Source organism: Clostridium tagluense (assembly GCF_003865095.1).
GTDB lineage: Bacteria > Bacillota > Clostridia > Clostridiales > Clostridiaceae > Clostridium_AD > Clostridium_AD tagluense.
Window position 1 is genome coordinate 84,209 of sequence record NZ_BHYK01000012.1, and the last position, 23,777, is coordinate 107,985.

Annotated in this window: 20 protein-coding genes; 10 read left to right on the plus strand and 10 right to left on the minus strand. The window is 30.1% G+C overall.

Annotated features, from left to right (window positions below):
• Positions 1 to 17 precede the first annotated feature (17 nt).
• The 4 genes from Ctaglu_RS12330 to Ctaglu_RS12345 form a co-directional block, all read right to left on the minus strand.
• Entirely contained in the window at positions 18 to 1,511 is a 1,494-nt protein-coding gene (locus tag Ctaglu_RS12330) for a spore germination protein (RefSeq protein WP_125002060.1), read from the minus strand.
• 240 nt (positions 1,512 to 1,751) lie between these two features.
• Complete coding sequence (locus tag Ctaglu_RS12335) at positions 1,752 to 3,686, minus strand: DUF6449 domain-containing protein (protein WP_125002062.1); 1,935 nt, start codon at positions 3,684 to 3,686, stop codon at positions 1,752 to 1,754.
• Positions 3,661 to 4,560: an ABC transporter ATP-binding protein gene (locus tag Ctaglu_RS12340; protein WP_125002064.1), complete on the minus strand. Its 900-nt coding sequence runs from the start codon at positions 4,558 to 4,560 to the stop codon at positions 3,661 to 3,663. Before Ctaglu_RS12340 ends, Ctaglu_RS12335 begins: the two co-directional genes overlap by 26 nt.
• A gap of 2 nt (positions 4,561 to 4,562) precedes the next feature.
• Positions 4,563 to 4,940, minus strand: a complete 378-nt coding sequence (locus tag Ctaglu_RS12345) for a GntR family transcriptional regulator (protein WP_125002066.1) — start codon at positions 4,938 to 4,940, stop codon at positions 4,563 to 4,565.
• Between the two features lie 395 nt (positions 4,941 to 5,335).
• Between Ctaglu_RS12345 and Ctaglu_RS12350 the strand changes: the two genes are divergently transcribed.
• Positions 5,336 to 5,500, plus strand: a complete 165-nt coding sequence (locus Ctaglu_RS12350; protein ID WP_125002068.1) for a zinc-ribbon domain-containing protein — start codon at positions 5,336 to 5,338, stop codon at positions 5,498 to 5,500.
• A 124-nt stretch (positions 5,501 to 5,624) separates the two neighbouring features.
• Positions 5,625 to 8,354 carry a bifunctional diguanylate cyclase/phosphodiesterase gene (locus tag Ctaglu_RS12355; protein ID WP_125002070.1) on the plus strand — a complete coding sequence of 910 codons (2,730 nt, stop codon included), beginning with the start codon at positions 5,625 to 5,627 and terminating at the stop codon, positions 8,352 to 8,354.
• A gap of 49 nt (positions 8,355 to 8,403) precedes the next feature.
• Here the strand turns inward: Ctaglu_RS12355 and Ctaglu_RS12360 are convergent, their stop codons facing one another.
• Positions 8,404 to 10,941, minus strand: coding sequence for a cation-translocating P-type ATPase (locus tag Ctaglu_RS12360; RefSeq protein WP_125002072.1), 2,538 nt, complete (start codon positions 10,939 to 10,941; stop codon positions 8,404 to 8,406).
• Positions 10,942 to 11,222: 281 nt separating this feature from the next.
• Positions 11,223 to 12,443 (minus strand): amidase domain-containing protein, encoded by a 1,221-nt coding sequence (locus Ctaglu_RS12365; RefSeq protein WP_125002074.1) that lies wholly within the window; start codon positions 12,441 to 12,443, stop codon positions 11,223 to 11,225.
• Positions 12,444 to 12,625: 182 nt separating this feature from the next.
• On the opposite strand from Ctaglu_RS12365, the gene Ctaglu_RS12370 reads away from it, so the two are divergent.
• Both Ctaglu_RS12370 and Ctaglu_RS12375 read left to right on the plus strand, forming a co-directional pair.
• Positions 12,626 to 13,972 (plus strand): MATE family efflux transporter, encoded by a 1,347-nt coding sequence (locus Ctaglu_RS12370; RefSeq protein ID WP_125002076.1) that lies wholly within the window; start codon positions 12,626 to 12,628, stop codon positions 13,970 to 13,972.
• A 198-nt stretch (positions 13,973 to 14,170) separates the two neighbouring features.
• Positions 14,171 to 14,905, plus strand: a complete 735-nt coding sequence (locus tag Ctaglu_RS12375) for a polysaccharide deacetylase family protein (protein ID WP_125002078.1) — start codon at positions 14,171 to 14,173, stop codon at positions 14,903 to 14,905.
• Between the two features lie 53 nt (positions 14,906 to 14,958).
• On the opposite strand, the gene Ctaglu_RS12380 is transcribed toward Ctaglu_RS12375, so the two are convergent.
• The 4 genes from Ctaglu_RS12380 to Ctaglu_RS12395 form a co-directional block, all read right to left on the minus strand.
• Positions 14,959 to 15,423, minus strand: coding sequence for a hypothetical protein (locus Ctaglu_RS12380; RefSeq protein ID WP_125002080.1), 465 nt, complete (start codon positions 15,421 to 15,423; stop codon positions 14,959 to 14,961).
• Between the two features lie 330 nt (positions 15,424 to 15,753).
• Positions 15,754 to 16,104, minus strand: coding sequence for a PqqD family peptide modification chaperone (locus Ctaglu_RS12385; protein WP_125002082.1), 351 nt, complete (start codon positions 16,102 to 16,104; stop codon positions 15,754 to 15,756).
• Positions 16,091 to 18,010: an OPT family oligopeptide transporter gene (locus Ctaglu_RS12390; protein WP_125002084.1), complete on the minus strand. Its 1,920-nt coding sequence runs from the start codon at positions 18,008 to 18,010 to the stop codon at positions 16,091 to 16,093. The genes Ctaglu_RS12385 and Ctaglu_RS12390 overlap by 14 nt, the downstream gene beginning before the upstream one ends.
• Positions 18,011 to 18,470: 460 nt before the next feature.
• The gene (locus tag Ctaglu_RS12395; RefSeq protein WP_125002086.1) at positions 18,471 to 18,659 is read right to left on the minus strand and encodes an EscE/YscE/SsaE family type III secretion system needle protein co-chaperone; all 189 of its coding nucleotides are present in this window, start codon (positions 18,657 to 18,659) and stop codon (positions 18,471 to 18,473) included.
• Positions 18,660 to 18,823: 164 nt separating this feature from the next.
• Between Ctaglu_RS12395 and Ctaglu_RS25210 the strand changes: the two genes are divergently transcribed.
• Genes Ctaglu_RS25210 through Ctaglu_RS12420 form a run of 6 tightly spaced genes read left to right on the plus strand, consistent with a single transcriptional unit; the run spans position 18,824 to position 23,584 of the window.
• The gene (locus Ctaglu_RS25210) at positions 18,824 to 18,997 is read left to right on the plus strand and encodes a hypothetical protein (protein ID WP_185732694.1); all 174 of its coding nucleotides are present in this window, start codon (positions 18,824 to 18,826) and stop codon (positions 18,995 to 18,997) included.
• Positions 18,998 to 19,038: 41 nt separating this feature from the next.
• On the plus strand, positions 19,039 to 19,950 hold the full coding sequence (locus Ctaglu_RS12400) for an ABC transporter ATP-binding protein (protein ID WP_125002088.1): 912 nt from the start codon (positions 19,039 to 19,041) through the stop codon (positions 19,948 to 19,950).
• A complete protein-coding gene (locus Ctaglu_RS12405; protein WP_125002090.1) occupies positions 19,944 to 20,690 on the plus strand; it encodes an ABC transporter permease in 747 nt (248 codons plus the stop codon). Before Ctaglu_RS12400 ends, Ctaglu_RS12405 begins: the two co-directional genes overlap by 7 nt.
• A 13-nt stretch (positions 20,691 to 20,703) precedes the next feature.
• Positions 20,704 to 21,423: an ABC transporter permease gene (locus tag Ctaglu_RS12410; protein WP_125002092.1), complete on the plus strand. Its 720-nt coding sequence runs from the start codon at positions 20,704 to 20,706 to the stop codon at positions 21,421 to 21,423.
• Positions 21,424 to 21,474: 51 nt separating this feature from the next.
• Positions 21,475 to 22,185, plus strand: coding sequence for a response regulator transcription factor (locus Ctaglu_RS12415; protein WP_125002137.1), 711 nt, complete (start codon positions 21,475 to 21,477; stop codon positions 22,183 to 22,185).
• A gap of 1 nt (position 22,186) precedes the next feature.
• Positions 22,187 to 23,584, plus strand: a complete 1,398-nt coding sequence (locus Ctaglu_RS12420; protein WP_125002094.1) for a sensor histidine kinase — start codon at positions 22,187 to 22,189, stop codon at positions 23,582 to 23,584.
• The last annotated feature ends 193 nt before the right edge of the window (positions 23,585 to 23,777 follow it).

Genomic DNA, 23,777 nt, shown 5'->3' on the forward strand with positions numbered 1-23,777 from the left:
TAATTTTTTTTTTCATTTTAAACCTTCTTTCGCCCTTTTTTTATGCGCTTTTTATTTTTTGAGAACATTTTTGGTCTTAAATACATAGCCCACCAGGGAGCTCTAATTGCTGTATCTTTTATATCCTGGGTGGAAAAAGAAGGGACGTTAAGCATATAGGGTATACCAAAAGATCGTATAGACATCATATGAAGCACTAAACCCATTACGCCAAAAATGTAACCATACAAACCTAGGAATGAAGATAACAACAAAAAAATTATTCGTATCTCTACTAGTCCTAAAACTTGAGGAAGCATAATACTTGCAATTCCTGTCATTGCAGTAATTATTACTATGGGGGCACTGACTAGTCTTGCGCTAACGGCAGCATCACCAAGCACTAAGGCACCTACTATACTAATTGCGCCACCAACTTGCTTAGGCATTCTAAGACCAGCTTCCTTAAGTATCTCAAATATAATCATCATAGCCATGGCTTCTACAATTGAAGGAAAAGGTGTTCCTTTTCTCGCAGAATATATACTTAGAAGAAATGGAGTTGGAATAAGTTCTTGATGGAAGGTAACAAGTGCCACATATATGGCTGAAGTACTAGTACTAATAAAAAAACATAACCATCTGAGCAACCTGACAAAAGAGGAATATAAAAAATTGTCATAATAGTCTTCATTACTTTGAAAAACCTCAACAAATATGGTCGGAAGAGTTAAAACAATAGGACTTCCATCACAGATTACTGCAAACCTTCCTTCGAGGAGTTTTGCTACTACCACATCGGGTCTTTCTGTATTGATTATGGTTCTAAAAGGAGAATAAGGAGCATCTTTAATAAGTTCTTCAACGTAACCAGAATCTAAAATACCATCAATATCAATATCATTTAGTCTTTTCATTAATTCCTTAAGTATAGGTTCCTTTGCTATGCCCTCAATATAACACACACAAATTTGAGTTTTAGTTTGTTTCCCCATTTTCATAAATGTGAATTTTAAGTTAGGATTGATAACACGGCGCCTAATAAGTGTAAGGTTTAGGCTCATTGATTCGGTAAAGCCTTCGCGAGGTCCCCTAACTATAGTTTCTGCTTGAGGTTCTGAAATGTCCCGTGTTTCCCAACCGATAGTATCTATAATAATTGCATTAGCAAAACCATCTATGAAAAGCATAGTTTTTCCGTATATAATCCCACTTATAATATCATCAACAACGTCGGATTTTTTATTGTTTCCGGTTAAAAGTACTTCTTGCATTAAAACATCCATAATTTCACTATGATTGATATCGGCTATATGACTTAATAAAATTGGTTTTATAATATTTTCATTAATCAATTGGGTATTTGCCATTCCGTCAATGTAAATCAGCATGCACTTAGTTATATTAGGTCTACCAACTGATAGCAATCTATATACGACTGTTATATCATTAGTAAAAATATTTTTTATTATATTAATATTTTCGTCTAATGAGGTTACTAGTTTTATATTTGAAAAGTCATTTGTATTCATAAATTTAGTTTCCTTTATATTATAATAATTAACCACGTTGAGATATTTTATCCAATTTGTAAATATATTATTCGCATAGGTTTTTAGGAGTAGACTGCGCTGAAGAATCTTCACCACTTTGCAAAGTCAGTAGAAGGAATTCAGAACTTATAATATAATAATAAGACAGGGACGGTTAACAACTAATTGCCTTAAAGTGCAATTAGTTGTTAACCGTCCCTTTGTTTTTTAATTTTGTTTTTACTTGAAATACTCCAAAGCAAAATCAGGTACATATTTATCTTCAATATTTAAATAAGTAGTACTATCACCATTTTTCATATATAAACCTAGAACATATTGTCCTTCACGACTATTTGAGTAGTTCGTTAAACAGATTTCAAGCTTATTCTTATCAGTTATTTTAAGTCTTTTTACATTACTATTCTTCATGGAAATATCAATACCAGCATTTGCATTATTAACATTCCTTTTTTCTATAATAGCATAGTCTATATCTTCAGGCATAATTCGAGCCTTAGCATAGTAGCCATTTTGTTTTAACCAGTTTTCAAATTGTTTATAGGATTTTTTCCAAGATAAATCTATTCTTTTATCATTTGATAGTAATATATTAATATTCGCCCAGTCAGCTCTTGAATCGACTATATCTTCATAAGTTTCATTGGAGGCTTCATTTTTTAAAATATTTATAGCCTCTTTAATTTGTATTGGATTTGTTATGGTTACATTTTTATTTGTCTGGTTTGGGTTAATTGAAATTTTATCAATAGAGCTAGAATCAGTACTTAAGATAATGTTATGGATTTCCTTATATTTTTTTGACTCGTATATAGGTTTTAAATATTCGCCATACACTTGTTTTGGAATATTATACTGTCTTTTTATTTGTTTTCCAGTTTTCAAATTATATATAATAGCAACTTGTTCATTTACATTTGAATAGTACTTTAAAGTTTTTTTATCATCTATAAGCTTCTTATGCAATTTCTCAATGTTAATAAAATTCTCTTTTTCGGAGTAAAGGGGTATTTGGATGTCCTCTTTTTGAGTTAAAAAATAGAAGCCACTATCCATATAGATACTCTCTATATTTTCTACAGCAGGCATTCGTTTTTCATATCCAATAATATCGAAATTAGCACCAACTATTATTAAAACAATAATCATTGCATACAGGAGATAACCTTTTATATTTCTAAAGATTTTTAGTGATTTAGTTATTATAATTTCTGCAATAATATATCCAAATAGAGAAGTTATAACATATCCCAATGCTACCCAATAATGGATACTTCTAAAGTATATTCCACCTACTAGCATACAGCAGAAGGTTATACCATATTTAAATACAGGCTCTAGATGCTTAAAAGCAACAGCATTAGATGCGGCTTCTAAACTTCTTTTGTGGTATGCAAATCTAGCTGCAAGGTAAAAAATAATACAGAAAATGATATATATCAATATATCCATAAAAATCATTGGTTCATGAGCTAGATACTTTGTCATTGGAGAAAAAAAATCTATCCCAGTGCGAGTATAATAGTCACTGGCAACACCATAAACAAAGAAGTTAAGATTATAATTAATTAAGGTAGTTAATCCCATAGGTAAAAATAAAAATATATAGGTAAGTATACCTTGTGCAGCGGATAGTCCTGTGAACATGCCAACAAAAACACTTAAAAGGAAAATAAATGTGTCAAATAAAATTGTTATTCCAGCCCAGGATATAACATTTTTAACTGTAAAGTGAATACCGGTAGTGTTTAAACCTAAGGCTCCTTTAAGTAATAGTGCAGAAAGTGCAGTGATTATTACTGGTACTGTAAGAATTAGTATTCCTATAAATATATGATTATCATATAATTTCACCCTCTTTATAGGAAGACAGTGGATCATATCTACAGATTTTTTGCTTTGTATATATCTAAATAATAATATAGCAGTTAAAACTGGAATCACTGCTATGGAGACCATTAACACCTCATTAGTAAATATATTTTGCATTGATGTTAAATACCCTGGATTACCAGTATTATTAGCATCGATAGTTATTATTTTAAAAGGTACTTCAAATAATAAAAATATTAAGTAACATATGCCTATCCAGGCAAAGCGTTTTATATCATTTATTAATACACCTTTATTAAAGTATGATATTTTCAATTTCATAGCCAACTTCCCCCATTTCATATATAAATATTTCTTCCAAGGTAAGAGGAATAACATCAATAATCACAGGATTAAACTTATTAAAGTGCTCAATAATATAAGATTTATTTCCACGAACGATTAGAAGAAGTACGCTTCCTCTTTCCTCTTTGTGAAGTATATGAGCATTGTTTAAAAGTTCCTCTGGTACTTTATCCTTAAAGGCAATTTGTATTTTATGTACATCAGCCTTTAATTCATCTAAATCTTTTTCTAATATAAGGTTTCCTTTATGAAGAATTCCTATGTGGTCACATATATCTTCTAGTTCTCTTAAATTGTGGGAAGAGATGAGAATAGTCATTTCTTTATCTGCCACATCCTGAATTATTAAGTTTTTAACTTTTTGTCTCATAACTGGATCTAAGCCGTCAAGGGGTTCATCTAAAAGCATAACCTTAGGCATAGTTGATAGTGAAAGCCAGAAGGCAACCTGTCTTTGCATACCTTTAGATAAAGTATTTATACTTTTATTTACATCTATATTAAATATTTTTATTAGTTTTTCATATCTTTCATTGCTCCAAGATGGATAAATAGTTTTATAATAGTTAGCCATATTAGTTATTGTATATTGGGGGAAGAAATAAAGAGAATCCGGTATAAATACGGTTTCTGATTTGATTTTTACATTTTCAAATACATTTTCAGCAGCTATTTGAACTTCTCCCCTGTCTTGCTTATAAATACCTGCTAAAAGCTTTAAAAGCGTGGTTTTACCGGCACCATTTGAACCTACAAGGCCGTAAATAGAGCCTTTATTAACATTTAAATTTACCTTTTGTAATGCGTCTAAATCACCAAAGGATTTAGAAACATTTTTTATTGAAATCATATTTATTCCCCCTCTTTATTATTTTCAAACTGTGAAATTATTTTTATAATATCTTCTTTTGTCATGCCTAGATACATTGCTTCAGATAGTATTTTCATTAATTCACTTTTTATTTTTTTTAGTTTCTCAGAATCCACTACTTGCGCTGAGGGAGTAACAAAACTGCCCTTTCCCTTTATGGAGTAGATATATCCTTGTATTTCTAGTTCCTTATATGATTTTTGAATAGTATTGGGGTTCATAGTAAGATCTATTGAAAGAATTCGCACAGAAGGTAGTTGTTCATTAGGTTTCAATATTTCACTAATTATAAGTTCTTTAAACTTTTCTACAAGTTGTTCGTAAAGGGGTAACCTGCTTCTTAAATCTAATTCAAACATCTCATTCCTCCTTTTTTATTATTTGCATAGCTCTTGATTTTAAAATGTATAATATTGGTGTATTAACTGTACTATCAAACGAGATACAGTTATGATATAAACTATAAAGGATAAATACTAGATTGTAAAGGCATAAATGTAAAATAGTAGGTAAATTAACATTTGAGTTTATGGTGTATTTTAATAAAAATTAAAAAATATTTGAGAAATATTGTTAAAAGACAATAATAAATGTATTGCATTTTACATTTATATATGGTAATATAAGCTCATACTAACTGTTTAGTAGCATTTAGTGCTGAGATTAAACTAGATAACAACATATCCTCTTTTTAGAATATAATTGTTAATCGGTTGTTAGATCTTAATATTTGGAAAAAGGAGGAATGTTTAAAATGGCAGATAAAACTTTAGTTTGTAAAGACTGTTCTAAAGACTTCGTATTCACTGAAGGCGAGCAAGAATTCTACAAAGAAAAAGGATTCGATAATGAACCTCAAAGATGTGTTGATTGCAGAAGAGCAAGAAAACAACAAAATGACAGAGGATTCAGAAGATAGTAAAAAGATTATTATAACTCTATAGGATTATACCTGTAGGGTTTATTTTTTTTGCTCTAAAATTATAATTATACGGTTCCAGGGCTTTGGAATAGAGTATAATAATTAATAAGGAGTGGATTAAGTGATTAAAAACAAAAGTAAACTTTGGTACAAAAAAATAAAAATATTAAAATATTTTGCAGCTATATTTTTACCCCTACTTATAATTTTACTATCAGCATTAGCTGCTGTTAATAATCTGCAAATACAAAAGGACAAGCAAATATTTATGGAGAGAGAAAAGACTGTAGGTAAAATCAATAAATTAAATATCCAGACTACTTTTAACTCCGTAACTGCAGATTTGAAGGTTATAAAGGATTCAGCTATACTTAATGATTATGTTAATAACTCTACAACGCAGACTATTTCTGAGTTAAATAAAATGTTTATGAGATTTAGTAAAACTAAAACAGTCTATGATCAGTTAAGACTTATAAATGTAGAAGGAATGGAGATAGCTAGGGTAAATTACAATGGTGGAAATATATACATAGCTTCACCAAAACAGCTTCAAAACAAAAAACAAAGAGATTATTTTAAGGCTACAATGAACTTAAAACCTAAAGAAATATATATTTCACAATTTCATTTAAACCTTAGAAATGAAGAGTCAAATAAGCCTACTATACATTTTGGAGTGCCAATATTTAAAGGCAATGGTGAAAAGTTTGGTGTATTGATTTTCAACTATTTAGGTAAAAATGTATTAGATGAGATTAATGAAAATGTAAAACAAAATAGAGAATTTAATGTTGAATTATTAAATGCTGAAGGATACTTTCTAAGAAACAGGGATGAAAAACATATTTCATTTAAAAGTGAAAACAAAGACATGTGGGATATTATAAGCCATAATGAAAGCGGATATTTAGAAAACAAGAAAAATATATATTATTATGATACAATTTATCCACTTTCTTATATTAGAGAAAAAAGGGACGTTAACTTTACGCAGAGCAAAGGATACACCTATTGGAAAACTATCATTAGCTATCCTAAAGATGAATTTAGTTTTATAAAAAAATTAGTTGATAATGGATTTCTGGACATAGGATATATATTTTTCATAATCATTTTAGTATCTTCTGCTGTAATTACGCACATAATCTTTAAACGGCAAGAAGCTTTAGAAAGATTAAAGGCAGCAGGCAATATTTTTGATAATTCAAAAGAAGCTATATTAATTACAGATGCAGAAACTCGTATTACATATGTAAATAAAGCTTTTTTACATATTACAGGGTACAGTGAAGATAAAGTTTTGGGTATAAAAACTTCCTACTTTAAATCAGGAAAACATGATAAAGAATTTTATAAAAATATGTGGCAATCCATAATAACCTATGGAAATTGGCAAGGTGAAATTTGGGACAGAAAGAAAAATGGGGAATTTTATCCTAAATTGTTAAACATACTTGCAATAAAAGGGGATAATGATAAAGATACACAATATGTAGGGATTTTTGAAGACTTAACTTTACTAAAAGAAAAAGAAGAAAAAATTAATATTCTAAAAAATTATGATGGACTTACTTCATTGCCTAATTTATCTTTAATGAAAGAGTTAATGCATAAAAAAATTAGTCAAAATTCTAATATGGAAGATTGTAAATATTATTTGGTATCATTAACAGTTACAAACTATGATATTGTAAAGAATGGATTAGGCTTAAAAAAAGCTGATTCATTGATAGTAACTACACTAAAAAGAATAAAAAATCATATGGAGGATAATTTTATTATAGGTTCCTCAGGTAAAAATGAATTTATGATTCTTTTAGAATGTATTAAAAATGACAATATTATATTGGAGTTTGCTACGAATGTTTTAAATGAATTTAAAAATCCTTTTTTGATAGAGGATGAAGAAATAATCGTTCAGTTAGCCATGGGAGTTACAAGCTATGAAGAGGATTCAGATACCGTAGAACTTCTAATTGAAAATGCTAATATAGCAAAGATGTATGCGGCGAAGGAAGCTGAAAGTAACGTGAAGTTTTATAAGCGTGAGCTTAAGGAGGAATATCTGGAAAGTATTAAGATTAAGCAACTACTAAGAGGAGCATTAGAAAGAGGTGAACTATATTTAACTTATCAACCTCAAGTTGATTTAGAATCTGGACAAATAGTGGGAACAGAGGCTTTAATAAGATGGAAGAGTCCAGAACTTGGAAATATATCACCAGTTAGATTTATTCCTCTTGCAGAAAAAACAGGACTTATTTTGCCATTTGGTGAATGGGTATTAGATGAGGCTTTAAGGCAGAACAAAAGGTGGAGAGATCAAAAATTGAAACCTATTCTAATGTCAGTAAATATTTCTCCTGTGCAATTCAAAAAAGTGGATGTTTTTAAAATCATAAAGGAAAAATTAAAGAAGTATGATTTAAGTGGTGAATCGTTGGAAATAGAAGTTACAGAGGGGTTACTCCTTGATGATGATCCTAACTTGATGGCACAATTAGAAAATATAAACAATATTGGAGTAAGGCTGGCAATGGATGATTTTGGTACAGGATATTCTTCACTAAGTTATTTAAGGAAATTTAAATTCCATAAGATAAAGATAGATAGAGAGTTTGTTAAAGATTATCCGGAAAATGATAATGGTACCATAGCGAAAACAATTATAAATTTATCAAAGAATTTAGAGATTACAGTTATAGCGGAGGGTGCCGAAACGGAGGAACAAATTGATTTTTTAAGAAAAAACAAATGCGATCAAATTCAAGGATATTATTATAGTCCGCCAGTTTTACCTGGGGAATTTGAAAAACTACTTAAGTCAGGGCATTTTGAGAAAAAATAGAAGCTTAAAAGAAAACCCAAAGCACTTAAGTGTTTTGGGTTTTTAGTATTTAAGACAAATCATTTAAATTTTTAATTACAGGACTTTCTTTTACTTTGTTGTGCTTTGAATTATTAAAAAACTTAACAATTTCCCACCAACCAGTAGAGGTGGCACCGATTATGCAGGCTAGTACAGCGGTTTTAAAATTCAGAGCCACAGTTTTAAAAATAGGGTGAGCAGCTGGAATATACACTATGGAAAATAACATTACTAAGGCTAAACTATTAATATAAAATCTAGCTTTACTACCTTTTTCTTTAAAAATGCTAATTAGATATTTAGTGTTAGATCTATTAACTAAGACTAGAATTACATTTCCAACTATCAAGACCATTAGTGAAAAAGTTCTTGCAAAGTCAGTGCCTAAACCTGAATCTACCATATAGTGAAAAGGCAAAAATGATGCTAAAAACATTGTTGTACCCTGGAGTAGAACTTTTTTTGTTAAGTATTTTGTAAGGAGTGGCTCTTCTGGCGACCTTGGTGGCTGTTCCATTATATAATCTTCTGCTGGTTCGCCTTCGAAAACTATAGAGCAAGTTGGATCTAAAATTAGCTCTAAAAGCACAATATGAACGGGTAGTAATATTTGCGGTAAATTAAAAATAGGTGAAAATAATGCTAAGGTCATAATAGGGATATGAATTATCATTATATATACCATAGCTTTACGAATGTTATCAAAAACCCTTCTTCCATCTTCTATGGAGTGAACTATAGTTGTAAAATTATCGTCCATTAGAATCATATCTGCAGCTTCTTTCGCAACCTCTGTTCCTCTTTTACCCATTGCAATTCCTATATTAGCATTTTTTAGTGCGGGGGCATCATTTACTCCATCGCCTGTCATTGCAACGATTTCACCATTTTTTTTAAGTGCCTTAACTATCTTCATTTTATGTTCTGGAATTACTCTTGAGAAAATATCACAATGCTTCACTGCGTCGCTAAGTTCATCTCCTGTCATAGCATCAATTTCATCTCCAGTAATTGCACAATTATTAGATTTAAGACCTATTTCATTCCCTATAGCCATAGCTGTTTTACAATAATCTCCTGTTATCATCATTACTCTTACGCCAGCTTTTTTACATACATTTATAGCATCCTCTACTCCTTCTTTAGGTGGATCTTGAAGTCCAATTAATCCCTTAAAACATAAGCTATACTGTTCTAAACTATCATTAAGGGTAGAAGTTACTAGATCAGCTAAAGCAAGAACTCTTAATCCTTTGTTAGCCATACCATCTATAATATCTAAAATTTGTATTTCTTCATCTTGGGTTAAATTACATAAGGGTAGTATAGTTTCTGGGGAACCTTTAGCTGCTACATAGTAGCTAGCATTTTCTTTGTAGATATTTGCCATTCTTTTAGTTTTAGAATCAAAAGCAAATTTTTTAGATAGTTCGAGCTTGTAAAGCTTAGTTATGTCTATTTTATTTTTGCCAGCATCTACTATAGCTTTCTCCATAGGGTCATAGGGATCTTTTTCACAAGCTAAAACTAAAAGTTTAGCTAAATCTTTATCCTGCATTTTATTAGGGTCTATAAATCCATTGCTATATATAGTTTTTGCGCACATTATATTTTGTGTGATTGTTCCTGTTTTATCTACGCAAAGCACCGTGGTAGAACCTAAAGTTTCAACCGCAGGGATGCTACGAATTAAGGTGTTCTTTTTAGCTAGCCTAAAAGCGCCTAGGGATAAGAATATTGTAAGCACAACTGGAAATTCCTCTGGTATAATAGCCATAGCCAAGGTTATGCCTGCAAGGATGCTCTTAACAAACTCACCAGTGTGTATATAGGAAAAACCTATTACTAAAATGCATAGAATAAAACCGGCAATAGATAAGGTTTTTACTAAATAATTTACTTTCTTCTGAAGTGGAGAAAGTTCCTGCTTTGTTTCACTTATTGCTTTCCCTATTTTACCATACTCAGTTTCAAAGCCTATTGTTTTTACTTTAGCAGTACATTTTCCAAAATTAGACAGTGTACCAGCATATAAATAATCCTGTTTAAAGTAGTCTTTTGAGGAATCTATAGTTCCGACTACTACCTTGTATACAGGTTCACTCTCTCCAGTAAGGGAAGATTCATCCACGGAGAAATTTGATTCCTCTATAACTTCACAATCTGCAGGAATACGGTTTCCCTCGGATAAAAAAATTATATCAGAAGGCACGAGTTCAGAGCTTTTGATTATCTGTTTTTTACCATTTCTCATTGCCGTAACATGAGGCGCAGTCAAATCTTTTAGCGAATCTATAGTTTTTTCGGTTTTCCACTCCTGAACGAAAGTTATGGTGGCAACAAAAACAACAAATATAAGCATTATACTACCTTCGCCAGGTTCACCTAATACAAAATATAGGGTAGCAGCTCCCGCGAGTAATAAAAACATAGGCTCTTTGAATACACTTAAAAACTTTAGTATAGGATTAGACTTTTTAGTTTTTATAAGCTCATTAAAACCATATTCCTCTCTAAGGGATTCTACTTGTTCGTTATTCAGACCATTTAATAAATTATTTTCCATTTATTACACCTCGTTATCAATTAATAATTAGTACATTAATTATTATATGCTACAAACATAGAAATGTTAAGCAATTTTTAAAAATAATTATATGAATAATATTATCAATTGATAATTAAAAATAGATATTAATGGGAATTAATTGTAAATAATATGCATTAATATATGATAATAATTATTAAATCAATGGAATTGATGTATAAGAATTAAATATTATATAACAGATGCGAATATACTCGTATATAACACGGCTAAAAATAAGGGTGCCAAATTTGGCACCCTTATTTTAAATGTATTAAGTAAAAATTAATATTTTTATCTCCCCAGCCTAAATCCCAAGGCACATGATATCTATCAATGGTGTGTGTGTTAACAAGAGGGTATCCATGAGAGTCAAAACCTGTAACTATAGCAAAATGATCTATATCACTACCTTTGGCATAACAAATAAGATCTCCTATATCTAGTTTTTGCATTGCACCACAGGGATAGCCAGTAAGGGGAGAAATTAACTGGTTAAATGTCCCTTTACCCAGTAGCTTCCCTCTGCCACTATAAAGTAAATAATTTTTAAAGGCATCAGCATTAACCCATGCTGAGCTTCCGTCAGCTCCACCATATTTTTTGTAAGTACATTTCCAAATACTATCAAATCCTAGTTTGCCACCTTCACTATCTCCAATTGATTGAGATACATAATTAGTGCAATTGCCTCCATTGCCGGTATAGTTTGTGTATTTTTTATTATATTTTGTTGGATTTCCGCTTGCCCAGGGTATTCCACAGTATTTATCCGCATATTTAACCGCATTTATTTTGTCGTATGCACCTTTTGGAACAACTTTTACCTCAGATGGTATTTTAGGACAAATACCTAGATTATAAATAGTTTTTTTGTCAGCATCAAGTTTAAAGTTTTTTAATTCTCCGATATAAGATTTTAAAGCATCTTCAAAACAATCTAAATACCAATCGGAATAAATTATCCATTTTTCATCCTTTTTTATTAGATCCATGGAGTGTGTTAGCCCTACTCCAAAAACATTTGAAGTAGGAGTTATATCATTTTTATAAGTGTATTCAAATTTATAATATTCGTCCACCAATAAGCTGAGGCCTCTTTTGGTTGTAGTTATTCTTCTAACACTTGGAGTAGATTCAACTTTTGTAAAATTCATGCCTCTTTGACTTGACCAATCATTAAAATAATTTAATCTTTTAACTTCATGCCCTAAGCTCCACTTTCCAAGCTTTTGAGAAGAATCATAATAACTAGGAAGATTAGTAAGATCTTTAGTAATAAACATGGAACAACGATCATTATAAATATTTTTTATCACCTGTGTAATTTCAGTTTTATCAGGAGGTAATAAAGCCATTGTAGGAATAGTTATATTTTTATTTGTGTAAAAATCATTGAATTTATAAAAAAACAAATTCAATAGTAAAACAAAAGACAAAATAACAGTGAAAATACCAGCTTTGAAAATGTGTTTTTTCATGAATTTATACACCTCCGAATTATTTGAAACAAAAAATAAGCACTAAGTTAGTATTCCACATTAATAAGATTTATTGCAAAAATAAATGATGAATTAATTTCAAATGTTGGAGAATTGTTCATCAAAATGAATTTTATTAATATACTTAATAATGGTAATTAATTTTGTGAGGTAGCTTATGTATGGCGAAGGAATATACAACTAATGAAGTTCTCAATACCTCCCTGCCTGTAGTTGCGGAGATAACAATATATACTTTAATGTCTATTTTCGATTTAATGATGATTGGGAAATATGGTGGGAATATAGCAGTAAGTGCAGTGGGGATAAGTAATAGTTTAACAAATGCATTTATAGGTATATTTATTTTTGGGGGAGTTTGTATAAGTATTGTTTCACTAGTGTCTAGACTAGTAGGTGCAAAGCAGTATGAAATTGCTGGAAAATTTGCCGTATTAGGATTTATTTTAGGTGCTAGTATTTGTTTAATTATTACAATTTTATTTTTTTATTTTGGAAAAGAACTCCTTTATATACTTGGAGCTAGGAATGAAATTTTACAAATAGGATATTCATTTATAAGAATTAATTCTATAGCCTTATTCTTTTGTATGAATATGCGGCTTTTAAATTCTGTTCTAATAGGATACGGAAACACTTTTATACCATTCATATGTTCTTTAATTGTATTTTCATTTAAAATATTTTTCAATTATTTGTTCATTTTTGGTGTTATGTTTAAGGCGAGGGGGATAGAAGGAGCTGCGATAGCTTCTACAATTGCTTATTTATGTGGTTTTGTTTTTTCTTTTTACAATACTGTTATTAAGGCAAAAATAAATTTTAAAACTATTTTTAATCTTAAGATTAAAAATAGTGATATTAAAAAAATATTAAGATTAGCTATTCCTTGTTCATTGGAAGAAGCGACCTTTAGCATTAGCAAATTGATATGTGTTGCTATTATAATTAAATCTGGCAGTGTTTCCTTTGCAGCTGATGAAATAGCTAATATGATAGAGGGAATTTCAGTTATGCCTGGTATTGGATTTGGTATGGCGGTTATTACTTTAGTAGGACATAATATAGGGAAAAGGGATTATAAAAAAGCAAAATCGGCTACTTTTAATTGTGCTTTTTATGCTTTATTTATGATGAGTATATTCGCAATGATATTCTTATTTATGCCAAATATTTTGGTGAATTTTTTTGTTAGTGAAAAAGAAAAAAAAGTTGCTTATTTAGCTGGGCGGTGTCTTGCTATAGGAGCAGCGGAGCAACCGTTTATAGGGACATCCCTAGTCTTTGCAGGTGCATTAAAAGGATTAGGAGACGTTAAGAGTCCCTTTTTAATTTCTTGTTTTACAAGTTGGGTTATAAGATTACCATTAACATACTATTTTATACATCTTTTAAAGTATCCAGTTACAGCAGTATGGTGGATTACAACGCTACAATGGGCAATAGATGCATTGCTTATGTTTATATTTTTTAAATACAAATTTAATAAATTATCAAAAAATCAATAGGCATTTAGATAATTTTCTTTCTTACATAAAAGGTTCTCTAAAATTTTCTTTGATTCTTTTAACACTAAGCCATGATTTTTTAGGTGCATTGCATTAATTTCCACTTGTTATATAGGATACTTTTGATAATAATAAGTTATAAGGCTATGTACTTAAACGTAGCAATATATTTATAATTAAATTTAAGAAGGAGAAAACATGAAAAAGAAAGGTTCAACTAGGTTTATAGTTTTATTAATTGGGTTATTTTATATAATTGTTAATTGTTGTTTATTAGGTAGTCAAAAAACATTAGCATATTCTAATTTAAGTAAAGACAAGGAAAAAGTAATATATTTAACCTTTGATGATGGACCTAGTGTTCTGACAGATAAAGTGTTAGATATACTTGACGAAAATAATGTAAAGGCTACTTTTTTTCTTATAGGGAATCAAATTAAAGGTCAAGAAGCGGTGGTAAAAAGAATATATGATGAAGGCCATAGTATGGGGCTACATACTTATACCCATACATATAAGAAAATATATTCTAGTAGAAAAGCATTTATAGATGAGATGCTACAAACTCAGGATGAAATTAATTCCCTAACGGGAATTAAACCAACAATAATAAGATTCCCTTTTGGCAGTAGAAAACATTTAAATGGGCCTTTTTTAGAGCAACTTCATAGTTGTAATTTTAAAATATACGATTGGAATGCTATTATGTCTGATGGAGTAAATTTTAGAACTCCTACAGAGCAGCTGTATAGAGAAGCTACAAAAACTACAATTACAGAGCATCCTATAATATTGCTTATGCATTGTGACTATATGCATAAAAATACTTGTAAGGTACTACCTAGAGTAATAAAATTCTATAAGGATAATGGATATGAATTTAAAATTATTAACGATGTAACGCCAGAGAATTACTTTCCTATTAAAAAGTAATAAAAGACTAATTGCAAAATCTGCAATTAGTCTTTTATTATTATAGTCAAAGATTAACTATGACTTTCTAAGTCGTGAATAAGATTAGTTTTAGCTTTAATAATACTAGACAATGATACATATGCTTTGGAGGTTGTGCCATTGCTATTTGTAATCAATCTTCCTTGTATGTCAAGAAATAAGGCTAATATTTCTTTTTCAGAATTAATAGAAAAACTCAGAAATTCTTTAGGCGTTGTAGCATTAGTAGAATATACTCTTAAATTAAATTGACTTATTAAAAATGAAATTTTATCATATATTGAAAAGTCAATTTTTTCAGCTTCATCATCAGTGATTTCTTTTTTTAGTTTTTGGTAGTAAAGAACAATTTTATCTACATTGTAAGCTAAAACCTTAGATAATACCTTTACAGCAGGAGGGAGGTTGGGTTGCTTACTAATTTCTGTGTAAAGAACTTCTCGTTTATATGCAATGGCTATAGCTTTATCTATAATGTCTATAATGTCGTATCCCAAAACAAAATAACCCCCTTTTAAGATTGCGTGGTGGATAACAATTATATTTCCTAAAGTTGTAAAATTTAAACATCACTAATTTTTCAAGCTTAACTGTTTTGATGATTTATTCAAGACACTGTAATTGTACTATAACATAAGAGGGAAAACTACGGAGAGGTTGAAATTAAATTAATATCTCTTTTATATGCAGTTTCGGTTTTGCCTGTAGAATTATTCATTTTCATAAATATATTTCATAGCTTTTCCTGGAGCCTTTTGGCCCGGGAATCGTGTTTTTTTGCAAAAAAAACTGCTACACTAATTTCTTAGTGCAGCAGACCCTTTGTATTAGAAATTTATTTTTTTTATATAGTGACAATTAACGTCGATATGGTTTAAAAACAACAATAATCTTTCATAAAGTGGTTGAACTTTATCACCATACTTTGATTCTAGACTTTCTCCAATATCTTTTACAGTTTTATTGCCATCTATCTGTAAAAACACACAACTTCCATATTCATCTAAAGAAATTTTTTTATACTCTGGAATTCTGAATTTAAGTTTTCTAAAGAATTTTTGGAATTTATGATCTTGTTTTTCAAGTATAGTCACAATATTGCCTTTATCCACTTCATATTGGAAATTGTCAGAGATCTTATATATTATATTTAAAACCTCTTCGTTATTGATTGGCATTTTTTACCTTACTTTTTACTATAGGTATTATAGTAGCTAATATTAGACCTACTAATATTATAATTGCCATTCCATTAGAAGCAGTAAATCCACTTGGTGCATTATCCTTAAAAAACTTTAATCGAAGTATTATACCTATAAGTCCTATTATAGACCCACCGGCAACAAGTCCAGAAGATAAACTTATACCATTAGAAATTTTAACTTCTTTTTCTTTTTCAGATTTAGAAGTTTTTTCTACAAATAAACGAACTAATGCACCTATTAATATTATAGAAGTTGTAGCTATTGGTAAATAGAATCCTATAGCCACTGTCATTACAGGAAGTTTTAATAAGAATAAAACAACTCCCATAGCAGCACCAACGATGATCATAACCCAAGGTAATTTACCTGACATTATACCAGCAGTTAATGTTGACATTAAGTTAGCTTGAGGTAGTGCAAATGGAACATTATCACCAGTTATTGCAAGTTGGCTTGAAAGTAATAATATAGTACCAATAACTACTATAACACCAACTATACCAGATATAGCAAAGTACTTATCCATTTCATTTTTGTTACCACCTACAATGAAAGTAACCTTTTGTGATTGAGCGTAACCTCCAGCCACAGATATAGCGGTAACTATAAATGTACCAAATAAAAGTAATGATTTGTTGTTTCCAGGATTTTTCCATCCCATTGCAACAAATAATAATGTTACAATAACTATAGAAGCTATAGTCATACCGGATACAGGAAGGTTTGAAGTTCCTATAGTACCAGTTAAACGACCAGAAACTATAACAAATAGTAATGATAAGAATAATGATAAAATAGAAGCAAATATAGCCATTGCTATATTACCACCAGATATCACGAAACCACCTATGAAACATACTACTACTCCACCAAATAACATTAGGGTTCCAGCAGATGAGCCACTACCACTATTTGAATCCTTAGCATTCATAGTTTCTTTTATGGAAGATATTATAGTAGGTATAAGTTTTATAGCACCTATTAAACCACCAGAAAGCATCATACCAGCACCGATATATTTTACATAACTACCAGCGATATGTTTAACTTGCATAGCGTTTATAGCAACATTCGGATTATTCCATACAGTTGCACCATCTCTTCCAAGGTTTGAGAAGTAACCTATTAAAGGCATAATACCGAAGTTAGATAATAAAGAACCAGCAAACATAGCTACAGAAACCTCTAAACCAACTATGAATCCTATACCTAATAATAGAGGGTTAACTTCAACTTCAAATTTCCACTTGTAAAAAGTTTCGTTTACATAGCTTATAACGTTATTAGTTACATTTAAAAATGAACTAGTTACAACAGTTATAATACCACCTATTCCGAAACCTATTCCCATGAACTTCATTGATTCTCCAGCACCTTCTGAAGCGACAAGTGTTTCAGATATAGCCATTGACTCAGGATACATTAATTTACCGTGTTCTTCAATCATTAAGTAATTGTAAACAAGAGAAGCTACTCCGATACCGAATAAAACTCCACCTACGCCAACAACAAAACCTTCTAAGAAAGTAACTTTAGCACCTATTAAAAGAATTGCTGGTAAAACGAATATTATACCACTAGCAACGGATTCTCCACCGCTTGCCATACCTTGAACTAAGTTTTTTCCAAGGATACCTTTTTGCTTTGCAAATGCAGCTATAAATGCGGAACCTATTATAGAACCTGGTATACCAGCGGCAACTGTAAGCCCTGATTTCATACCTGAATAGGCAGTTGATGCTGAAAATATTACAGCTAAAATAATACCGATTATTAGTACGGCAACGTTTCCACCAGATTTAGAACCACTTGAAACGTAGGGAACGTAGTCTTTACCAGCTACGCCACCATATGCATTTTTTGATAACTTATTATCCATAAGTCATACCCCCTTTTATATTTTATAATTATAATTATAACACGATTTCGACATAAAACGATTTTTCTTAATTTTGCGAATAAAGGAATTTACCTAATTAGTAATTTGCAATAGTTCTAATAATTATACAATTTATTACCTATACATTTTTAGAATTATTCAGCGTTTCAAATAAAGCATGATTTAAATTTGAAACCCTTGGAGATGTCATAGGCTATCTTCGCAATAAAAAATGGGTTAATATTATATATTTACATTAGAACATAATGCTGTTATTGATCCATTCTTAGTTATAGGATTTAAAAAGAAAAGAGCACAAATGATTTTGAATGGATATAAAAATGTTACTCCTAGGAATTGAAGATATTCAGAAGAAGATTTAAGGAAAAAAGAAGAGGTCTATGAAAGATTTATGGACATAAAATAAAGGCCAGCTATTGCTGACCTTTTTATCTATTTTTTACTCTGTGTAATTTGAAAGTGTATCAGTAGCTGTCTGTAATGCGGATTGCACAGCATTAAGGGTATTCTGAATTTGTTGTCTGTTTTCTTCCTTTTCTACTGTGCTTATGGCTTCAGTAAGACTAGTTCTTGAAGTTTGAAGTTTGTGATATACATCTTCAACGTGTTGTCTTGCATTCTTTTCCATGATAAGTCCTCCTTTAATCTTTAATAATACGGTTATAGTATTTCAACTTAACTTAAAAAAATACTTGAATATTAAAATTAAGCTGGAATTAAGGTTAGCTAAATAATAACTTAAACTCTAAGAGTTACTATAAGTACATAAGGTAATTGAGAGGAGAAATTAAAATGAAAAAATTATTTAAATCTTTAATAGTGGTAATGTTAATGGGGTCAGCAACATCTACAATAGATAGATTTACAGGAATGCATTTATATGATGTGTATATGGGCGGAGTAGTAATGTACATTTCATATGTAGCTTTAATGAGATTTAATGATAAGAAAGTACAAGCTAAATAATAACTTAAGGGATAGAAAGATTAGAGCGGGGGTATGGAAGTATGAGTAATTATATTGTAGAGACTAAGGACTTAATAAAAAGCTTTAAGAATTTTAAAGCGGTAAATGGTATAGAGTTAAAAGTTAAAGAAGGAACGATTTATGGATTCTTAGGACCAAATGGAGCAGGGAAATCTACTACTATAAGAATGTTATTAGGACTTATTAAAGCAACTTCCGGTGAAGTAATTGTTTTCGGGAAAAATATTAAAGGTAAGCGGGAGGAAATTTTAAGAGATATTGGTGCTTTAGTTGAAACGCCTTCTTATTATGAACATTTAACCTCTTATGAAAACTTAGAAATAACTAGAGTGGTTTTAAAGCTTAATAAAACAGAGATTGATAGGGTGCTAGCTCTTGTGGGTTTATCTGAAGTTAGAAATAAGAAAGTAAAGGAATTTTCATTAGGTATGAAGCAGAGATTAGGAATAGCACAGGCTTTAATGGGAAATCCAAAGCTCATAATTTTAGATGAGCCAACTAATGGATTAGATCCTTCTGGTATTCAAGAAATTCGAGAGTTAATTAAATCATTATCAGGGGAAAAAGGTATTACTGTAATAATCTCAAGTCATATTTTAAGTGAAATAGAACTAATGGCAGATGAAGTTGGGATAATTAAAAAGGGTGAGCTTATATATCAAGGTACTATAGAAAGCTTAAGGAAAAATAATAACTCAAAAATACTAGTAGGGGTTTCAAATAAAGTAGAAGCTTTAGAACTGCTTATTAAAAGAAGGTATAGAGTTAAAGAAGAAAAGGGTAAATTGTTGGTTAGTGGTGAAAGTTTATCACCATCAAAGTTATGTAGAGAACTTGTTTTAGCAGGATTTGATGTTAATTACTTGTCTGATGAGGGTAAATCTTTAGAGGACATGTTTTTGTCATTAATGATGGAGGAAGAGGTATGTTAGTAAGATTAATAATTAATGATATCTATAAACAGAGGAGAAGCATGTTAATTTTTATGGTTATAGCTATACCAATTTTCACTTCAGTGCTACTGGCCATTGACTTTGGTATAAGATATGAAAGTTATCTTTATCCACTTGCATTAAAAAAAGGTATTACATCTTGGTCAATGTTATTATTAGAGCAAAAAATGGTATTTTTTAAAGAGTACTTGCCTTTATTTGGAGCTATAATAATTTCTTCTTTGTTTGATAGTGAGTATAAGAATAATGGGTGGACATTGTCATTAACTTACCCAGTTGCAAGGGGGAAAATTGTTATATCAAAGTTCGTAGCAAGCTTAATATTTATGAGCATTATGTTAATTATAAATAGCTTATCATTAATTGTAGTAGGAAAAATCGTAGGTTTTCCCGAAGCTATTAATAGCAGGTATTTTGTGAAAATGTTTTTTATTCAATTTATATCAGTTGCAGGAGTTATGACAATACATTTATATATTACAATAAAAAATAAAAATGTTTTAAAATCAATAGGAGTAGCTGCAATTATAACCATTGTTTCTTCAGATTTATTTTATAGAGGAATAAGTATAAGCAAATATAATCCATACTCCTTTGCATCTTTTTCTGATGGATTAACTAAAGCAAATTTAAGTTTGCAAATCATAATGTCAGTAGTTTTAATCTTTATAGGATTATTTTCTGCAGTGATATATTTCAATAAAAAACAGAGTTATTAATAGGAGGCATATTATGAAACTTTTAAAGGCTGAATTATTAAAGTTAAAAAGGATACCAATTTTTGAAATGGCAATTTTAGCACCGGCATTAGTAATTTTATTAGGTGTGAAATTCTATAGTTTTTTTAAGCTTAAGATGCCACAAATTACTCCTTGGGAGGGGTTAGCAGCAAGTTCACTGCACATGTTTATAGGAGTATTATTACCTGTTTTAATGATGTATGTGATATTAATGATGGGCAGGATAGAAAATTTAAATAATGGTTGGAAACAGATTTTAGTTATGCCTGTAAAGAGGGGAACAGTTTATTTAATAAAATACTTAGTGGTGCTTTTAGTACTTATAGTAGCTTTAGTATCATATTTAGCGCAGTATACCATAGCAGCATATTTCCTTTGCGCTAAGGGAATGATTCCAGTAGAAATGCTTGTAAATGTAATATATATATTTATAACTATTCAACCTTTTGTAGCACTATTATTCTTTTTATCAAATAGATTTAATTCATTGGCATTGCCAATAGGCGTTGCCATGGCATTTGTTCTTTCCTCAATGATAATAGTTCAATCAAGCTATTGGAAATATGCACCCTGGACTTATCCATTAGCCTTAGTACAAGGAGGTCTTAAGAAGTTAACACAAGTATTACCCTTACTTCTTATTAGCAGCTTGATATTTATAATTATTTTTTTCTTGGATATGCATAGTTTTAAAAGCAAGGATGTAATATAGGGATATGGTATAATATAGAAAAATTAAGTTAATAACGGGGTGTTTACTTTGATGAGAGAAGATGAATTGTTAGACAAAAAAATATTGCTTGTAGATGATGAGGAGCAATTATTAAATTTGTTTGAGGAAGTATTAAAAAGGGAAGGCTTTAATAATATCTATAGAGCAGCTACAGGAATAGATGGTATATTAACTGCAAAAGAAGTGAATCCAGATTTAATACTTCTTGATGTTAACATGCCAGATATTAAAGGATATATGGTGTGTGATAAAATAAGGGAATTTTCCTTTTGTCCTATAATATTTTTAACAGCCAAAGGAGAAGATGAGGACAAGCTTCATGGATTGGAAGCTGGTGGAGATGATTATGTTACCAAGCCTTTTAATATAAAGGAAGTAGTTTTAAGGATAAAGGCACAATTAAGAAGAAATAACTATATACCTCTAGAGGTAAAAGAAAAGAATTTGCAATTTGGAAACATTATTATAAATGAAGAAAAGGGTGAAATACTAAAGGGCAAAGAGAGAGTAACCTTAACAGCCAAGGAATATCAATTATTATTGTTTTTAGTTAAAAATGCAAATAAAATTTTCAGTAAAAACAGTTTATGCTCCAATATATGGGGCTTTGATTATGATGGATATGATAATACTATAATGGTACATATAAGGCATTTGAGGGAAAAGATTGAGAATGACCCAAGTAACCCAGAATATATAGTGACCTTAAGAGGATTAGGGTATAAATTGGTGGTTGAATAGTATGAAAAGAAAATTAACAATGCAATTTTTATTTTGGAATGTAATTGTTTTATTTTTAATTCAATTTGTATTTTTTGGAGTAAATTTATTAGGGGTTCACAAGGGGTTTTCTTTTTCAAATAGATTTTATAACTTCACATTTAATGGAGAAAAATTTTCGGAAGGATACAGGGCGAAGTTAATAAATGGGAAGCAAGGCTTTAATTTAAAGGAAGATGATATAAAAGCATTAACCCATAATAATATTTGGCTTCAAGTTTTAGATAGCTCTAATAAAGAGGTTTATAAGATCAATAAGCCAAAGGAGATTCCAAGGGAGTATTTGGCAGGGGAGCTTGTAGACTATACTCTTAATGGATGGAAAATGCCAAAACCGTCTACTATTTATTCGCAAGTATTTAATAAGAATGGACAAAGGTACAGTTTAATTGTAGGATTTCCAGTGGGGAAGATGTATAGACTTCCACTTTCATTTACGCAGGAGAGTATTATATTTTATATTGCACTTATAATTTTAACGTTTATTTTAACTATATTAGTTGGTTATTTATTTAGCAGAAAGCTAGCAACTCCTATAGCAGATATTATAGATAATATTAAAAATCTATCACAGGGTAAATTTAATGTTAAAAACGTTAAAAGAATAGGGGTTTACAATGAGGTAAATAAAAACATTAATAAATTGGCTAAAAATTTAGAAGAAAATGAGAAGGAGCGAACAAATCTTGAGAACACAAAGGAAGAGTGGATTGCAAATATTGCACATGATTTAAAGACTCCACTATCATCGGTTAATGGATATGCTCAGCTTTTATTAAGTGAGGATTATCAGTTAGATGATGGTGATGTTAAAAGATATGGAGAAATCATTATAAACAAAGCAGAGTATATTCAAGAATTAATTAACGATCTTGCGCTAATATATAAATTCAAAAATAAAGTAATTCCACTTAAGATAGAAAGAGAAAACATAATTGAGGTTGTACGAGAAACAGTAATTGATATTTTGAATAATCCACTTTATTGTGATAGAAATATTAATATTGATTATGATTTAGAGAAAATATATGTAAATTGCGATAAAAAATATATAAAAAGAGCATTAAATAACTTTCTATTTAATGCATTAGTTCATAATCCTAAAGACACTATAGTGGATATAAATATAAGTGAAAAATCAGGTGTGATAATAGAAATTAAGGATAATGGAAATGGAATTACGCAGGAAGATTTAAAATCTCTGTTTCATAGATATTATAGAGCTACAAACACAGGTGAAAGACACAAGGGATCTGGTCTTGGAATGGCTATAAGCAAAGAAATTATTGAAATTCATAGCGGCGAGATAGAGGTATTTAGCAAGGTTTTTGAAGGAACAAAGATAATAATAAGGTTATAAAAAATATTTTAAAAATATACTTGTAAAATATAGAAAGTATGCTATAATTTACTTCAATGTGAGAGTGTATCTAGGGTTCCGGTTTGAAAAAATGTCTGGTCCGAGCGATACAGGATGATATCTACACTTTTAGGGAAAAAGCCTGAAGGACGAGTCTCAATCTAGAGATTTGTTTTTGGGCTTTATTTTTTTT

What these genes read in the sequence shown, in the direction of transcription:
- Ctaglu_RS12375 (WP_125002078.1), top strand. Translation starts at nt 14,171, where the DNA reads ATGAAAAAGAAAGGTTCAACTAGGTTTATAGTTTTATTAATTGGGTTA.
- Ctaglu_RS12415 (WP_125002137.1), top strand. Translation starts at nt 21,475, where the DNA reads ATGAGAGAAGATGAATTGTTAGACAAAAAAATATTGCTTGTAGATGAT.
- Ctaglu_RS12400 (WP_125002088.1), top strand. Translation starts at nt 19,039, where the DNA reads ATGAGTAATTATATTGTAGAGACTAAGGACTTAATAAAAAGCTTTAAG.
- Ctaglu_RS12340 (WP_125002064.1), bottom strand. Translation starts at nt 4,560, where the DNA reads ATGATTTCAATAAAAAATGTTTCTAAATCCTTTGGTGATTTAGACGCA.
- Ctaglu_RS12370 (WP_125002076.1), top strand. Translation starts at nt 12,626, where the DNA reads ATGGCGAAGGAATATACAACTAATGAAGTTCTCAATACCTCCCTGCCT.
- Ctaglu_RS12395 (WP_125002086.1), bottom strand. Translation starts at nt 18,659, where the DNA reads ATGGAAAAGAATGCAAGACAACACGTTGAAGATGTATATCACAAACTT.
- Ctaglu_RS12405 (WP_125002090.1), top strand. Translation starts at nt 19,944, where the DNA reads ATGTTAGTAAGATTAATAATTAATGATATCTATAAACAGAGGAGAAGC.
- Ctaglu_RS12390 (WP_125002084.1), bottom strand. Translation starts at nt 18,010, where the DNA reads ATGGATAATAAGTTATCAAAAAATGCATATGGTGGCGTAGCTGGTAAA.
- Ctaglu_RS12345 (WP_125002066.1), bottom strand. Translation starts at nt 4,940, where the DNA reads ATGTTTGAATTAGATTTAAGAAGCAGGTTACCCCTTTACGAACAACTT.
- Ctaglu_RS12335 (WP_125002062.1), bottom strand. Translation starts at nt 3,686, where the DNA reads ATGAAATTGAAAATATCATACTTTAATAAAGGTGTATTAATAAATGAT.
- Ctaglu_RS12365 (WP_125002074.1), bottom strand. Translation starts at nt 12,443, where the DNA reads ATGAAAAAACACATTTTCAAAGCTGGTATTTTCACTGTTATTTTGTCT.
- Ctaglu_RS12420 (WP_125002094.1), top strand. Translation starts at nt 22,187, where the DNA reads ATGAAAAGAAAATTAACAATGCAATTTTTATTTTGGAATGTAATTGTT.
- Ctaglu_RS12350 (WP_125002068.1), top strand. Translation starts at nt 5,336, where the DNA reads ATGGCAGATAAAACTTTAGTTTGTAAAGACTGTTCTAAAGACTTCGTA.
- Ctaglu_RS12360 (WP_125002072.1), bottom strand. Translation starts at nt 10,941, where the DNA reads ATGGAAAATAATTTATTAAATGGTCTGAATAACGAACAAGTAGAATCC.
- Ctaglu_RS12385 (WP_125002082.1), bottom strand. Translation starts at nt 16,104, where the DNA reads ATGCCAATCAATAACGAAGAGGTTTTAAATATAATATATAAGATCTCT.
- Ctaglu_RS12330 (WP_125002060.1), bottom strand. Translation starts at nt 1,511, where the DNA reads ATGAATACAAATGACTTTTCAAATATAAAACTAGTAACCTCATTAGAC.
- Ctaglu_RS12410 (WP_125002092.1), top strand. Translation starts at nt 20,704, where the DNA reads ATGAAACTTTTAAAGGCTGAATTATTAAAGTTAAAAAGGATACCAATT.
- Ctaglu_RS25210 (WP_185732694.1), top strand. Translation starts at nt 18,824, where the DNA reads ATGAAAAAATTATTTAAATCTTTAATAGTGGTAATGTTAATGGGGTCA.